This window comes from Flavobacterium movens (assembly GCF_039581425.1).
In the GTDB taxonomy this organism is placed as follows: Bacteria; Bacteroidota; Bacteroidia; order Flavobacteriales; family Flavobacteriaceae; genus Flavobacterium; species Flavobacterium luteolum.
Window position 1 is genome coordinate 614,981 of the sequence record NZ_JBCPXY010000001.1, and the last position, 13,731, is coordinate 628,711.

The following is a 13,731-nucleotide window of genomic DNA, read 5'->3' on the forward strand; positions in this document are numbered from 1 at the left end:
AGCTCTTTAGACTAATTTTTTTAATCTAATCGATTTGAAAAAATCAATCTGCAGCATATTTATTATTCCAATACAGCATCATCATTAAAGTAACGATTACAGAAGAAGCGATTCCTTCAAATAATAGACAGATACAATAAGTTGGCACCGATGGATTTCCTCCAAACATAAATGTTTCAGATAAAGTTCTTACGTAAGCATCTCCGCCTCGAGCGTAGCTATAAACCAACAGACCAAATATGCTTAGTGCTACACCAACTACAGAAGTTGCCATTGCAGAAACAGCATTAGAAACAAAATTAGTTTCTCCTTCATGAAGGTTCATCTGCATTGTCCTATTAACGCCATAGAATATAAAGAAAACGTTGAGTGTTCTCAAATAAAACAAATCTGCTAAACCTAGTACATTCATCAATAAAAAATAAATGCCAATTCCGAGGAAAATCAAAAACCCGTTGGTAATTTCTTTAGGTAATTTCATAGTGGTTATTTTTTAGAAGTTAATAGTAAATATTTGAAAAACAGAGTTCTATCAAAATTACTAAAAAAATAACTACGATGATTTAAAAACAATAAAAACTATGCAGTCTGGTTTTTTAATGTAGAGTTTATAAAAGCCAAAGAATCGGTTTGATCTTGATTAAGCTGTGCTTTTAAAGCATCTATCGAACCAAATTTTTGTTCTTCGCGAATATAATGCAATAAAGAAACTTCAATTTTTTGATCGTAAATATCTTTGTCAAAATTAAACAAGTGCACTTCTATAGTTTGTTTTTCGCCATTAACAGTAGGGTTGAAACCAATATTCATCATTCCAAAAACAGTTTCACCGTTTACAATGGCTTTCACAACATAAACACCAATTTTTGGAATCAGTTTGTAATCTTCCTCAATCTGAATATTTGCTGTAGGGAAACCAATAGTTCTTCCAAGTTGTTTTCCTTTTACGATCGTTCCGTTTAGAAAATAGCTATAGCCTAAATATTCGTTGGCCAAAGCCATGTTGCCTTCATTTAAAGCTTTTCTGATTTTGGTCGAACTAACCGAAACATCTTGAATTTCTTCGGCAGAAATCTGCTCAACTTCAAATCCATATTCTAATCCAAAAGCAATGAGATCATCAATATTTGCAGTTCTATTTCGACCAAAACGATGATCATGGCCAATAATAATTTTTTGAATCTGGAATTTTTCTACTAAAATCGTTCGAACGAATTCTTCGGCAGTTAGTCTTGAAAAACTTTCGTTAAAAGGGTGGACAACTAGGTTTTCTATACCAGTTGCTTCCAAAAGCTTTATTTTTTCTTCAATAGTGTTTAACAATCTTATCTCAGATTTTTCCTGAAGAACCATTCTTGGATGCGGAAAAAAAGTTAGAACAAGACTTTCATATCTTCCATTTTCAGTTTGCTGCGTAATTCGTTCGAGAATTTTTTTATGACCAATATGCACACCGTCGAAGGTACCAAGAGTTAGAATTGTTTTCTTGGTTGACTGAAAATCGTTTATAGAATGAAAGAGCTTCAAAACAAATTATTTAAGATGCTGCAAATTTATACTATTCTCTTTTAAATTTAATGCTATGCTAAATCGAATTTTAATGCGTAACCTATCTTTTTGTAAAAATAAGACGACTCGTCGATTAAAAAGCAATAATTGTCGTATAGATAATATGATTTCAAATTAATTGAAGTAATTTTGATACTATATCTTAAGAGTATGAAAAAACAACTACTTTATATATTTTTAATTTTTTGTTCTGCAAATATCAATGCACAAGATGTTCTATGGCAGAAGGTAACTTCTTCATCGCTTTTGCGAAAAGCTGATGATGTAAGTTCTGCTAAATTATATTATAAATTAAATGAAAATCTTCTTAGTTCTAAACTAGCTCCGGCATCAAATAAAACAGCGAAAAATACAACATCAGAAATTACGATTCCAAATACTGATGGAATTTTGGAACGTTTTTCGGTTTGGGAATCCTCTAATTTTGATCCAGAATTACAGGCAAAATATCCCGAAATTAGATCTTATGTAGGGCGAGGAATAGATGATAAAAATGCTAAAATACATTTTAGCGTAGCTCCAATCGGAATGCAGACGATGGTTTTTAGACCATCAAAACCAACAGAATATATTGAACAAAATCCAGATAATAAATCGGAATATGTTTTGTATAAATCGGCAGACAACGTAGCGTCAAAAAAGCTTTTGGATTGTAAAACGCCAAATTCGTTTTCTGACAATAAACCTTCTACTACTGCAAAAACAGCTTCAAACTCTAAACAATTTAAAACACTTCGATTGGCGCTATCCTGTACAGGAGAATACACCACTTATTTTGGTGGAACAAAGGCGAAAGCTTTAGCTGGAATGAATGCTACTTTGACTCGAGTAAATGGTATTTTTAATCGAGATCTTGCAGTACAGTTGATTTTAATTGCAAATAATGATGCTATAATTTATACAGACGCTTCTACAGATCCTTATTCTATTGCATCAGCAGGTGCTAACAATGACAATCCTGCCTGGCCAAAAGAAGTGCAGACAACATTAACAACTGTAATTGGTGAAGGTAATTATGATATTGGCCATTTATTTGGCGCTTCAGGCGGAGGAGGAAATGCAAGCTGTATTGGTTGTGTCTGCGTGAGCCCTACTTCTAGCCAACCTCTTGGAAAAGGTAGTGCATTTACATCTCCAGCAGATGGAAGACCCCAAGGCGATAATTTTGATATTGACTTTGTGGCGCATGAAATGGGGCATCAGCTTGGAGGTACGCATACTTTTTCGCATGCAAATGAAGGTTATGGAACCTGTTACGAACCAGGAAGCGGTTCAACTATTATGGGGTATGCGGGAGTAACAGATTATGATGTTCAAAGTCACTCAGACGATTATTTTTCTTATGCAAGTATTAGTCAGATACAGAGTAATTTAGCAGGAAAAACTTGTCCGGTTTCTACATCTATAGTTGATAATAATCCGCCAGTCATAAATGCAGGTTCAGATTATACGATTCCAATTAGCACACCATTTATTTTAACCGGAACAGGTTCTGATCCAGAGGGAAATTCCATAACATACACTTGGGAGCAATACGATAGTGCTATAACAACTTTTGGCAATAAGAGTTTGACGTATGCTACAAAACCAGACGGACCAATGTTTAGGTCTTTTTCGCCAACAACTTCACCTGTTCGATACATGCCTGCTTTAAGTTCTGTATTAAATAATCAGCTGACCACAAGTTGGGAATCTGTTTCTTCTATTGCCAAAACAATGAATTTTACCCTTACAGGAAGAGACAATGCTGCAGAAGGAAAGGGGCAAACCAATACAGACGCGATGATCGTAACGGTAAGTGCTGCCGCTGGGCCATTTGCAGTGACTTCACAAGCAGACGATAATTTGGGTTGGGCAAAAGAGTCTGCACAAACAATTACTTGGAATGTAAATAATACAAACACACTTCCAGGGTCATCAAATGTCAATATTAAGTTGTCAATTGATGGCGGATTAACATTTCCAATTGTTTTGGCTTCTAATACTCCAAATGATGGCTCAGAAACGATATTGGTTCCAGAAATTGAGGCTTCTACAAATTGCAGACTTTTGATAGAGCCAGTTGGCAATATTTATTATGCTGTAAATAGTAAACCATTTGCTGTAGGATATACGGTTTCAACAGATTGTTCTTCTTATAATTTTGGTGGAGGATATTCAACCGGTGACAATGTGTATGTAAATAGAACAGTTTCTGTGCCTTCTTCAACAGGATCTATTTCAGATGTAAATGTTTCCGTAAATGTAAAACATGAGAAATTTTCGGATCTTACCATGCAGATTATTAGCCCTAGCGGAACAATTGTAACTTTATTTAATAAAAACTGTGGAAATACAAATTCAACCTTAGCTTTGCAATTTGATGATAGCGGAACTGCTTTAAACTGTAACACAACTACTAGTCAGATTGTAATTCCTTCGACTGTTTTAAGCGCTTTTAATGGAGAAAATCCACAAGGAAATTGGACTTTTAGAGTTCTTGATGATGCTGTAGGAGCTTTAGGAACAATAAATTCTGCATCAGTAAATATTTGTTCTAAAACCTATACATTAGGGAATGATGATTTTGAGAATGTTAGTTTTGTTGCATATCCAAATCCAAACAAAGGAACTTTTACAGTACAATTTGATCGAGATTCGGTAAGTGAGATTAAAGTTTACGTTAATGATATTAATGGAAAATATGTTTACGATAGAACTTTTCAAGGATCAGGATATTTTATTCAAGATATTCAATTGCCAGGTGTTCCTTCAGGTCTATATTTTGTAACAGTTACTGATGGTAACAGAAAAGAAATAAAAAAAATACTGATTAATTAATTCTTGAAAGCTTAAAACCTTAATGCGCCATCGCCATACAAATCATACTAATTTTAGCGCCTGGAATTTTTAATAACGCCCGAGAACAGGCTTCAATTGTTGCGCCTGTTGTGAAAACATCGTCTACAATTAAAAAATGTTTGTGATGATCGGATTCATTGAATTCGACATCAAAAATGTTTTCTATGTTTTCGGACCTGCCTAAAAGGCTTTTTTTCGATTGGGTTTTAGAATATACTTTACGAAACAATAGTTTTTCATTAAAAGGAACTTCAAAACCATGGGCAATTGCTTTCCCAAAAGTAGTGACTTGATTGTAGCCACGTTCCTTAAATTTTCTTTTATGAAGTGGAACAGGAATCACGACATCAAATGGAATTTCGAGTTGAAGTTCTTTTAAATCTTCGGCATACCAATTTCCTAAAACAGTTCCTATTTCCTGGTGACCTTTGTATTTTAAATTATGAATGAGTTCCTGTACCATTCCCTTTTTATTAAAGTATAAAAATGCAGAGGCAAATTGAATATCGATCTTGCCATAAAACTTTTTTGCAGCCTCATTTTTTAGATCTAAATGATATTGGGTTAGAGGCATTTCATGTCGACAGCTGGTGCAGAAAACCATTTCATTTGTCACTAAAAGAGAACGGCATCCGGAGCAAACTTTCGGAAAAAAGAGATCGATAATAAAAGTAAACATTTCTGACTCTTAGAATTGTTAATAAAACCTAACAGAAATTTCTGTTAGGTTTTAGATAAAAGCTTGTTTTTTTAACTGTTTAATTTGGCTGTGCTTGCAAATCCACATCCGTAAGTTTCATTTAAATAATTATCCATAAAATCAGCTTTTTCAGAAAGTCCAATTAATTTGTCTAATTCCTGTTGCCCATATTTTTTATTAAAAAGATCTGTATAATGTGTTCTATATGTTATATAGATGGTCTTCTCCCAGGTTCCAAGATTATAAGGGAAATTTTCATTAGATAAAATGTATCTCATAATTGGCTCAAGATTTCCTGATGGAAGTTCATTGATTGGGGAATTTGCGCAAACAAAATTTGTATTGTAAATGTAGATTCTAATTAATGTACTTCCTTGGTAAAATTGCCAGTACTCATATCCGTCTCTTGCTAAAATCGGATTAATTCCTTTTGTAATCATACCGCTTTCGATTTTTTGGGCCAACTCCGTAATTTCGTTTTCACTAAACAGGTTTTTGTCTATTTCAACCCCGCAATTATCGCAGTATTCCGTTTCTTCTTCTATGCAGCAACTGCAACTGTTGCATACAACCGAAAAACTTTCGGGATTTTCTTTTTTGTAGATATCTAAAATCGTTAAAAGACGATCAACAGGAACTGTAAAACCAATATTATCAGCATCTGTAAATTTAGAAGTATTGATTCCTACAATTTCTCCTGCGCTATTAATTAAAGGTCCTCCAGAATTTCCTGGATTTATTGGTGCATCTGTTTGAATGTATTTTTTTCCTTGAAAAAGCTGATCAGGTGCAGAAATAATTCCTTTAGTTTCTGTGTAAGGCAACCCATAAGGATATCCAAGCGCATAGACTTCATCTCTTGATTTTAATGTTGAAATGTCTGATAAAATTAACTCAGGTAAATTAGAAAAATCCTCATTTACTCTTATTATTGCAATGTCTTCAGATTGGCTGATCATTACAACAGTTCCTTCGTAGCTATTTTTGTCAAATGTTTCTACACAAACTTTTTTATGACCTTCAACAACATGATGGTTGGTAATTAGCGCATTAATGTCAGACAAATAAAATGCCGATCCAGAACCAGCAGCTGTTCTTATTTTAAATATTGATTGTTGTTTCATTTTTATTAAACTTTGATGTAATTTTATTATTCTTATTTGCCAAATCCTGACAAAAATCCTGAAAGCATATTTTTATACTGTTTTACACACTCCTGAATGTTTTGTGTGCTATCATCTAATGGATTGTTTGGCTCGGGAGTATTTTTAAAAATAAAATCTTCGCCTGTATTCTGGTAAAAGAAATCAAGGACTTCAATTAAAATTTCAGCAGCTTCTTGCCAGCTTTTTTGAGATGCTTTTTGAAGCCCATACAGCATTACTTTTTCATCTTTACTTTCAATATTAAAGTAAGACAAAGCATAATACAAGGCATAATAGCTATTAAAAGCAGATTCTGTAAAATTTTCAACACTATAGTCTTCCTCAGAATTTTCAAGATATCCTTCTACCCAACTTTCAAGCTGCGTTCTGTTTGTTGTTCTTTTATTTGAGATTAAATTGAAAGTTACATTGCAATAATCATTAAAATCTTCAATTAGAATTTCTTCTACAAATTTGAAAAATACTCTTCCAGCCTTCAACTTATCAATCATATTGATGCTTCGATCGTATATAATGTCAATGGTTTCGTCCATTTTATTTAAAAGAATACCAGTAGGATTGCAGTATAAACGAATTTGATTTATTCCAATAAAAACACTGTCGATAGCATTATTTAAATTTCTTTTGGTTTCAAAATGCTGTATGTTTTCAACTCTTTCAATCGCAATTTCTTTGCATACTTTTAGGTATTCGGCCAATTTTTCATTATCATAGTTGCCCACCATTGGTTCTACAATACGTTCAGCACTAAATTTTGTCACAAATTCATCGTCATATTTGTCAGCGTTGAAGGTTATATTTCTTAAAATGTCATATAATTTCCACGGATTGCATAGCTCTAAAGGCATATCATACACAAACTTCATTTCATTATCCTGTAGTTTAATATTAGGAAGAGTCATGTATGAGAAGTTTATTTCGCTGCTTTTTCTTAAAATTGGAATAAATTTAGCCTCAGGTAATTTTATAAATGGAGCTTCTATAAAAAGATGGTTGTTTTCTATCTTTAAAATAATAATTGAGGAACCATGAGGAATGGTAAAAATAGTTTTCTCTGGATTTGAGTATTGTTCGTAAATATTGGGATCAAGATAATTTAGAAAATCTACCAATGATTCTTTGTGATTTTCTTTTTCATAGTTATCTACGCAAGAGTTCCATGCGGAGATGTTAAGTTCTTTATATAAACTTGAGTTTATAGGTGAATAATAGGAAATGCTTTTTTTCATAAGAATAGTATTATTTTTTCTTACAAAAATATATACTTTTTTCTTATAAAAAAATGATTGGTTTATTTTAACTTATATCTAATTAAGATTATACAGTTTTAAGAAAATGAAATGTCTCAAAAATACAATTTCAATAAATATCTTTATTTCTAACCAGTTAACATTTAAAGATGTAAAAGTTTAATTAAATACAAAAAGTTAATACACTTTTTATATTTTTGCATCACTATGGCAAAACAAGAAGATATATTTAAGAATGTGGTTTCGCACGCAAAAGAGTACGGATTTATTTTTCCGTCAAGCGAAGTTTACGATGGTTTAAGTGCTGTATACGATTACGCACAAAACGGTGTTGAATTAAAAAAGAATATCCGTGAATATTGGTGGAAATCAATGGTTCAAATGAATGAAAATATTGTCGGCCTTGATGCTGCAATATTGATGCATCCAACAACTTGGAAAGCTTCTGGTCACGTTGACGCTTTCAATGATCCATTAATTGATAATAAAGATTCTAAAAAGAGATATAGAGCTGACGTTTTGGTTGAAGATTTTGCTGAAAAAATTCACCAAAAAGCACAAAAAGAAATTGACAAAGCAAAAGCTCGTTTTGGTGATGCATTCAACGAACAAGAATTTGTAACTACAAATGCTCGTGTAATTGAATATTTAGCTAAAGAAAAAGAAATCAGAGAGCGTTTAGGTCGTTCTTTGGGAGCAGGTGATTTGGCCGATGTAAAAGCATTGATTGAAGAGCTTGAAATTGCTGATCCTGAAACTGGTTCTAAAAACTGGACAGAGGTTAAGCAATTTAACTTAATGTTCGGAACAAAATTAGGTGCATCTGCAGAGAATGCAATGGATTTATATTTGCGTCCAGAAACGGCTCAAGGTATTTTTGTGAACTTCTTAAACGTTCAGAAATCAGGCCGTATGAAAGTTCCTTTTGGAATTGCTCAGACAGGTAAAGCTTTCAGAAATGAGATTGTTGCAAGACAATTTATTTTCCGTATGCGTGAGTTCGAACAAATGGAAATGCAATTTTTTGTACGTCCAGGAGAAGAAATGAAATCATACGAGTACTGGAAAGAAACTCGTCTAAAATGGCATTTATCTTTAGGATTAGGAAAAGAAAATTACCGTTTTCATGATCACGAGAAATTAGCGCACTACGCAAATGCAGCAGCTGATATCGAATTTAATTTCCCATTCGGATTTAAAGAATTGGAAGGAATTCACTCTCGTACAGATTTCGACTTAAAAGCGCATGAAGAATATTCTGGAAGAAAATTGCAATATTTTGATCCAGAATTAAACGAAAATTATGTTCCTTATGTAGTAGAAACTTCTGTAGGTTTAGATCGTATGTTCTTGGCAGTTTTTGCTACTTCATTAAAAGAAGAAACATTAGAAGACGGTTCTACAAGAACAGTTTTAAAATTACCGGCAGTTTTAGCGCCAACTAAAGCGGCAGTATTGCCATTAGTTAAAAAAGATGGTTTGCCAGAAGTTTCAAGAAAAATCATCGAAGATTTGAAATGGGATTTTAATGTGGCTTATGATGAAAAAGATGCTGTAGGACGTCGTTACAGAAGACAAGATGCTTTAGGAACGCCTTTCTGTATTACAGTAGATCACCAGACACTTGAAGACGAAACAGTAACAATTCGTCATAGAGATACAATGAAACAAGATCGAGTAAAAATTACTGAATTAAGAGGAATTATCGAAAACGAAGTTTCGATGAAAAACTGGTTAATGAGAATGTAATCTTTACAGTTTATTATAGAAGTCCCAAATTCCATAAAGGAGTTTGGGATTTTTGATTTTAAAAAACAGGTATTTTATCGGTTTTTTTTGCATTTCATCCTTATGTATCAACATTTTGACTTAATGTGTTAACAATGAAATGTTTAAAAGGCTTAAATGCGTAATTTTAAATTTGTATTAGCGCAAAAACCAATTTTTTTTCTCCACATTGCAATTAAAAGCTTTTTTTTGAGTATGATTGCGCCGTGAGAAAACCAACAAAACCCAAAATTGAAAAAGTATTCGTATATTATAATTGATGATGACGCTGAGAGTATTTTGAAAACCCAAACAACCGCTTCAGGTTTTTCAGAATTATCTTTTATGGCTTCGGCTTCAAATTTTCAAGAAGGTTTAGACTTGGTTTTAGAAAACAAACCAGCTTTGATTTTTCTCGAAATCGAACCCAAAAATCTGTCAAGTCATTTGTCTTTGGCTTTTATAAGCGAATTGCACCGTTTCTTTCAGGAAATTCCCAAAATTATAATTACTACAAATACAAAAGAAAAATCTTTTGATGCAATTCAATATGGTGTCTTTGATTATCTTTTAAAGCCTGTTGCGCATATTGAGCTTCTAAAATCGGTTTTAAGGCTTAAAAAAGCCAATTTAGATAGCAAAACACCGCAATTTCTAGAAGAGCCGACTTCTATTGTAATTGATAATGTAAATAACGTAACGATTCCTCAAAATATCGAAAGACCATTGACCATTTGTATAAAATCGTATGGAGATTACCGGTATTTAAATGCTGAAGATATCTGTTACTTTCAAGCCGACAATAACTCTACCGATATTTATTTGAATAGTGGTGAAATGATTACGGCCTTTAAAACGTTAAAGCATTTTGAAAGTGTTTTGACGTATCCTTTTATCCGCATTCATAACAGTTATGTGATAAATCGAAACTATATTTCGAGGATTCATAGCGGAAACTCAATCTGTTACATAAAAAACTCCACAAAAAAAATTCCTTTTTCTAAAACCTACAGAGCAAATGTAGAGCAGATTATTGCCGATTTTGCAGCAGGAAATTATCTAGAAGTCTAAAAACTAGATGTTTACACGGATTTGCTATCCATTGACTATCAATTGGGTATGATTTACCATAAACCCAATTTTTCGTATAAATTTTTTTTGACCCCGGTATTAGTTTTACAATCTGATTCGCAGCAGACAGCGAATCATCTCCAAAAAAATAATACAAAACATATAAAACCTCAGGTCATGAAAAAAACAGCTTTAACATTCGGATTATTCTCATTAGTAATAGTTGCAACTTCTTTTGCAAACCCAACAGTTTCTAATTCATCAGCAAAAAAAGGTATCGATATTTTTGATACAGATACAGATGGAACTGGTCATGGTACAAGCGGAAGACGTAAAGGAGATGACTTTGCTCAAACTAAAAACATATCAAACAACTTTAATGCAGATCGTCAATATACAAGAACTACAGTAAAAGTAGACTAATAAGAAAATTAGAAATATAAAGAAAAGGCTGTCAATTTTTTGGCAGCCTTTTTTTTTCGTCCATAGTTTTAGTATTTTTGGTAAAACTCCAAAAAGCTATTGAAAAGCAAACTGCTAATATTATTCTTTTTATTCATTGTTTTTTTTGGTTGTACCAAGAAAACCGAAAGTGATAAAGATGTGCATTTATCAAAAGATAGCCTATCTTCTTATTTATCATTAGCTAATGATATCAGTCTCCCATATAAATATAAGCAAAGATATAATCTAAAAGCATTTGCGATAATTATGAGACAAAAAGATGACTCATTAAATAAAGTCAATCTTTTTAAAATAGCCAATCGATATTACAATATGAATGATTGGAAGTCTTATAAACAAACTACAAAATTAATTTTAGAGAGGGCACAAAACTCGAAAGACTCTGTACACATGGCAAAAGCCTACAGTTATTTAGGGGATTATTATGAAAGTCAATCTATATCTGACAGTGCTTTCTTGAATTATTTTAAAGCAGAAAAGATCTATCTAAAGATTAATGATAAATTAAATTTAGCTAAAACTTTTGTAAGCAAAGGAAACCTTCAGTATAATGAGGGGGATTATTTTGAAAGTGAAATTAGTGTTTTTAAAGCTCTCCGAATTTTAAAGAAAGAAACAAATGTAAATAATCAGCTTTATGATTGTTATAATTTATTGGGGATACTTTACAATGAGCAAGAAGAATTTGATAAATCTCTTGATTTTCATGAATTAGCACTGAATATTCTATCTGACAAATCGATTCCGTCAGATTATCAGTTGAAGGCAACGTCATTAAACAATATTGGGTTTGTTTATTTGAGAATGCATAATTATAATAAGGCAAAATTGTATTTTCAAAAAAGTATTGAGCAAAAAAATTTGTATCAAGAAAATACGACTTTATATGCTATTGTTTTAGATAATTTGGCTTATTCAAAATTTAAATTAAAAGAATCTGAAAGCATGCCAAAATTGTTTTATGATGCTTTAAAGATTAGAGATAGTTTGGGACTCAAATCAGGAGTTGTATTAAATAAAATACATCTGTCCGAATACTATGCTTTTAAAAAAGATACCTTGCGAGCAATACAATTTTCAAAAGAGGCATTAGACATTTCTAGAAGTACAGATAAATTAGCTAATACCTTAGGTGCTCTCCAGCAAATCGCAATTGTCGATCCAAAAAACGCTTCTGTTTATTCGAAAGAATATATTCAATTGAATGATAAAATGCTTAAAGCGGAGCGCAAAATGGGAGAAAAATTTTCCCGTATTGAATACGAAACCAACGAAATTAAAGATCAGAATTCCAGTCTTCAGGAAAAAAATAAAACTTTGGTTTATGTATTTAGTATTTGTACATTGCTCGGGTTGTTTTTTTATGTTTATAAAACGCAACAGGCCAAAAACCGTGAACTTCTTTTTAAGCAGCAGCAGCAGATTGCAAATGAAGATATTTACAATTTGATGATTTCGCAACAAAACGAAATTGAGCTTACGAGATTAAAAGAAAAGAAAAAGGTGGCGCAGGAATTGCACGATGGTGTTTTAGGACGGATGTTTGGTATTAGAATAAGCCTTGATAGCTTAGATAAACTAGACGAATCTGAAGCTATTTCTAAAAGAAAAAAATATCTTGCTGAACTAAAAAATGTTGAACAGGATATTCGCGAAATTTCGCATGACTTAAATAGAGAAAAATCGGAATTAATTAATAATTTTGTTTCGATTTTAAATAAACTATTTGAAAATCAGATAAATACGTATAGCTCGAAATTGATTACTGTTTTTGATCCTGAGATTAAATGGGATTTAATAAGTAATATGGCCAAAATTAATTTGTATAGAATTGTTCAAGAAGGGCTCCAGAATTGTAATAAATATGCGAAAGCTGATATTATTAGAGTAGCGTTTAAAAATGTAAATAATAATCTGGTTTTAACAATCGAAGATGACGGAATTGGATTTAACGCCAATAAGACTAAGAACGGAATTGGTCTGCATAATATTGAATATAGAGCAACAGAGTGTAAGGGAACAGTTACCATAAAATCTGCCAAAGGAGAAGGAACAATTCTGACCATAAAAATCCCAATAGAGCCAAATAACAACCTGCATAATGACATTTGATTTACCAGCTTCAGTTCCACAATTAGTTACTAAGAATATTCTAATAGTAGATGATCATCCTTTTATTATTGAAGGATATAAAAATGCTATAACTCGTTATAATCCAAAGCAATATGGGTTTTTAATTTCGCAAGCACACGATTGTAGATCAGGTTATGATATAATAGAAAATAATAACACACCTGATTTTGATATTGCTTTTTTGGATATCAGTATGCCTCCGTATGAAGAAAAAGAGATTTTTTCTGGCGAAGATTTGGCAAAATTGCTTTTAAAGAAAATGCCTTCTTGCAAGATTATACTTTTGACGATGTATACCGAATTGCTGAAAATTAAAACCATTATCAGAACGATTCAGCCCAATGGATTAATCATTAAAAATGACCTTACTTTTGACGAATTGCTTCTAGCTTTTGATAAAGTCATGAAAAATGAGAAATATTACAGCCAATCGGTTATAAAAATGCTGAATCAATCCACGCACAATGCAATCGAGATAGATCAATACGATAAACAGATATTAATTCATTTGGATAAAGGAACTCCAATTCATGAAATGCTGGAAAATATTCCAATTTCATTAAACGCTATCGTGAAACGAAAAAAACATTTAATGGAACTGCTAAAAATAAGAAACGGTTCAGACCATGATTTGGTTAAAGAAGCAAAAAGCAAAGGGCTTTTTTAGAGGTAAAATTCCAATGTTGAAATTCCAAAAAAACGAAATAAAAAAAATCCAAATTCCAATACTCATGTTGGAATTTGGATTTTTTTTATTCTTTTAGCATCA

At 32.1% G+C, this 13,731-nt stretch carries 11 protein-coding genes; 6 read left to right on the forward strand and 5 right to left on the reverse strand.

The annotated features are described in order from the left end of the window. Nucleotides 1-43: 43 nt before the first annotated feature. Together AAYQ05_RS02615 and AAYQ05_RS02620 are read right to left on the reverse strand one after the other, a co-directional pair. Nucleotides 44-481 (reverse strand): hypothetical protein, encoded by a 438-nt coding sequence (locus AAYQ05_RS02615; RefSeq protein ID WP_008465451.1) that lies wholly within the window; start codon nucleotides 479-481, stop codon nucleotides 44-46. A 98-nt stretch (nucleotides 482-579) separates the two neighbouring features. Further along, nucleotides 580-1,527: a bifunctional riboflavin kinase/FAD synthetase gene (locus AAYQ05_RS02620; RefSeq protein ID WP_343540954.1), complete on the reverse strand. Its 948-nt coding sequence runs from the start codon at nucleotides 1,525-1,527 to the stop codon at nucleotides 580-582. Between the two features lie 192 nt (nucleotides 1,528-1,719). Between AAYQ05_RS02620 and AAYQ05_RS02625 the strand changes: the two genes are divergently transcribed. Continuing rightward, on the forward strand, nucleotides 1,720-4,389 hold the full coding sequence (locus AAYQ05_RS02625) for a zinc-dependent metalloprotease (RefSeq protein WP_343540956.1): 2,670 nt from the start codon (nucleotides 1,720-1,722) through the stop codon (nucleotides 4,387-4,389). Between the two features lie 19 nt (nucleotides 4,390-4,408). Here AAYQ05_RS02625 and AAYQ05_RS02630 read toward each other — a convergent pair whose 3' ends face one another. The 3 genes from AAYQ05_RS02630 to AAYQ05_RS02640 form a co-directional block, all read right to left on the reverse strand. Beyond that, nucleotides 4,409-5,089, reverse strand: coding sequence for a ComF family protein (locus tag AAYQ05_RS02630; protein WP_343540958.1), 681 nt, complete (start codon nucleotides 5,087-5,089; stop codon nucleotides 4,409-4,411). Nucleotides 5,090-5,160: 71 nt separating this feature from the next. Continuing rightward, on the reverse strand, nucleotides 5,161-6,234 hold the full coding sequence (locus AAYQ05_RS02635) for a trypsin-like peptidase domain-containing protein (protein ID WP_343540960.1): 1,074 nt from the start codon (nucleotides 6,232-6,234) through the stop codon (nucleotides 5,161-5,163). A gap of 32 nt (nucleotides 6,235-6,266) precedes the next feature. Next, nucleotides 6,267-7,505 carry a type III secretion system chaperone family protein gene (locus AAYQ05_RS02640; protein WP_343540961.1) on the reverse strand — a complete coding sequence of 413 codons (1,239 nt, stop codon included), beginning with the start codon at nucleotides 7,503-7,505 and terminating at the stop codon, nucleotides 6,267-6,269. A 228-nt stretch (nucleotides 7,506-7,733) separates the two neighbouring features. Here AAYQ05_RS02640 and AAYQ05_RS02645 point away from each other — a divergent pair, with 228 nt between their 5' ends. The 5 genes from AAYQ05_RS02645 (at nucleotide 7,734) to AAYQ05_RS02665 (ending at nucleotide 13,629) form a co-directional block, all read left to right on the forward strand. Then, a complete protein-coding gene (locus AAYQ05_RS02645) occupies nucleotides 7,734-9,275 on the forward strand; it encodes a glycine--tRNA ligase (RefSeq protein WP_343540963.1) in 1,542 nt (513 codons plus the stop codon). 270 nt (nucleotides 9,276-9,545) lie between these two features. Further along, nucleotides 9,546-10,364, forward strand: a complete 819-nt coding sequence (locus tag AAYQ05_RS02650) for a LytR/AlgR family response regulator transcription factor (protein ID WP_343540965.1) — start codon at nucleotides 9,546-9,548, stop codon at nucleotides 10,362-10,364. A 177-nt stretch (nucleotides 10,365-10,541) separates the two neighbouring features. Further along, nucleotides 10,542-10,787: a hypothetical protein gene (locus tag AAYQ05_RS02655; RefSeq protein ID WP_343540966.1), complete on the forward strand. Its 246-nt coding sequence runs from the start codon at nucleotides 10,542-10,544 to the stop codon at nucleotides 10,785-10,787. A 288-nt stretch (nucleotides 10,788-11,075) separates the two neighbouring features. Further along, entirely contained in the window at nucleotides 11,076-12,941 is a 1,866-nt protein-coding gene (locus AAYQ05_RS02660) for a tetratricopeptide repeat-containing sensor histidine kinase (protein WP_343540968.1), read from the forward strand. Continuing rightward, complete coding sequence (locus AAYQ05_RS02665; protein ID WP_281634205.1) at nucleotides 12,931-13,629, forward strand: response regulator; 699 nt, start codon at nucleotides 12,931-12,933, stop codon at nucleotides 13,627-13,629. The genes AAYQ05_RS02660 and AAYQ05_RS02665 overlap by 11 nt, the downstream gene beginning before the upstream one ends. Nucleotides 13,630-13,731: the final 102 nt, after the last annotated feature.

Excerpts from the sequence above, each read along its gene's own strand:
- AAYQ05_RS02615 (WP_008465451.1), bottom strand. The coding sequence starts at position 481 with ATGAAATTACCTAAAGAAATTACCAACGGGTTTTTGATTTTCCTCGGA.
- AAYQ05_RS02625 (WP_343540956.1), top strand. The coding sequence starts at position 1,720 with ATGAAAAAACAACTACTTTATATATTTTTAATTTTTTGTTCTGCAAAT.
- AAYQ05_RS02630 (WP_343540958.1), bottom strand. The coding sequence starts at position 5,089 with ATGTTTACTTTTATTATCGATCTCTTTTTTCCGAAAGTTTGCTCCGGA.
- AAYQ05_RS02635 (WP_343540960.1), bottom strand. The coding sequence starts at position 6,234 with ATGAAACAACAATCAATATTTAAAATAAGAACAGCTGCTGGTTCTGGA.
- AAYQ05_RS02640 (WP_343540961.1), bottom strand. The coding sequence starts at position 7,505 with ATGAAAAAAAGCATTTCCTATTATTCACCTATAAACTCAAGTTTATAT.
- AAYQ05_RS02645 (WP_343540963.1), top strand. The coding sequence starts at position 7,734 with ATGGCAAAACAAGAAGATATATTTAAGAATGTGGTTTCGCACGCAAAA.
- AAYQ05_RS02655 (WP_343540966.1), top strand. The coding sequence starts at position 10,542 with ATGAAAAAAACAGCTTTAACATTCGGATTATTCTCATTAGTAATAGTT.
- AAYQ05_RS02660 (WP_343540968.1), top strand. The coding sequence starts at position 11,076 with ATGAGACAAAAAGATGACTCATTAAATAAAGTCAATCTTTTTAAAATA.
- AAYQ05_RS02665 (WP_281634205.1), top strand. The coding sequence starts at position 12,931 with ATGACATTTGATTTACCAGCTTCAGTTCCACAATTAGTTACTAAGAAT.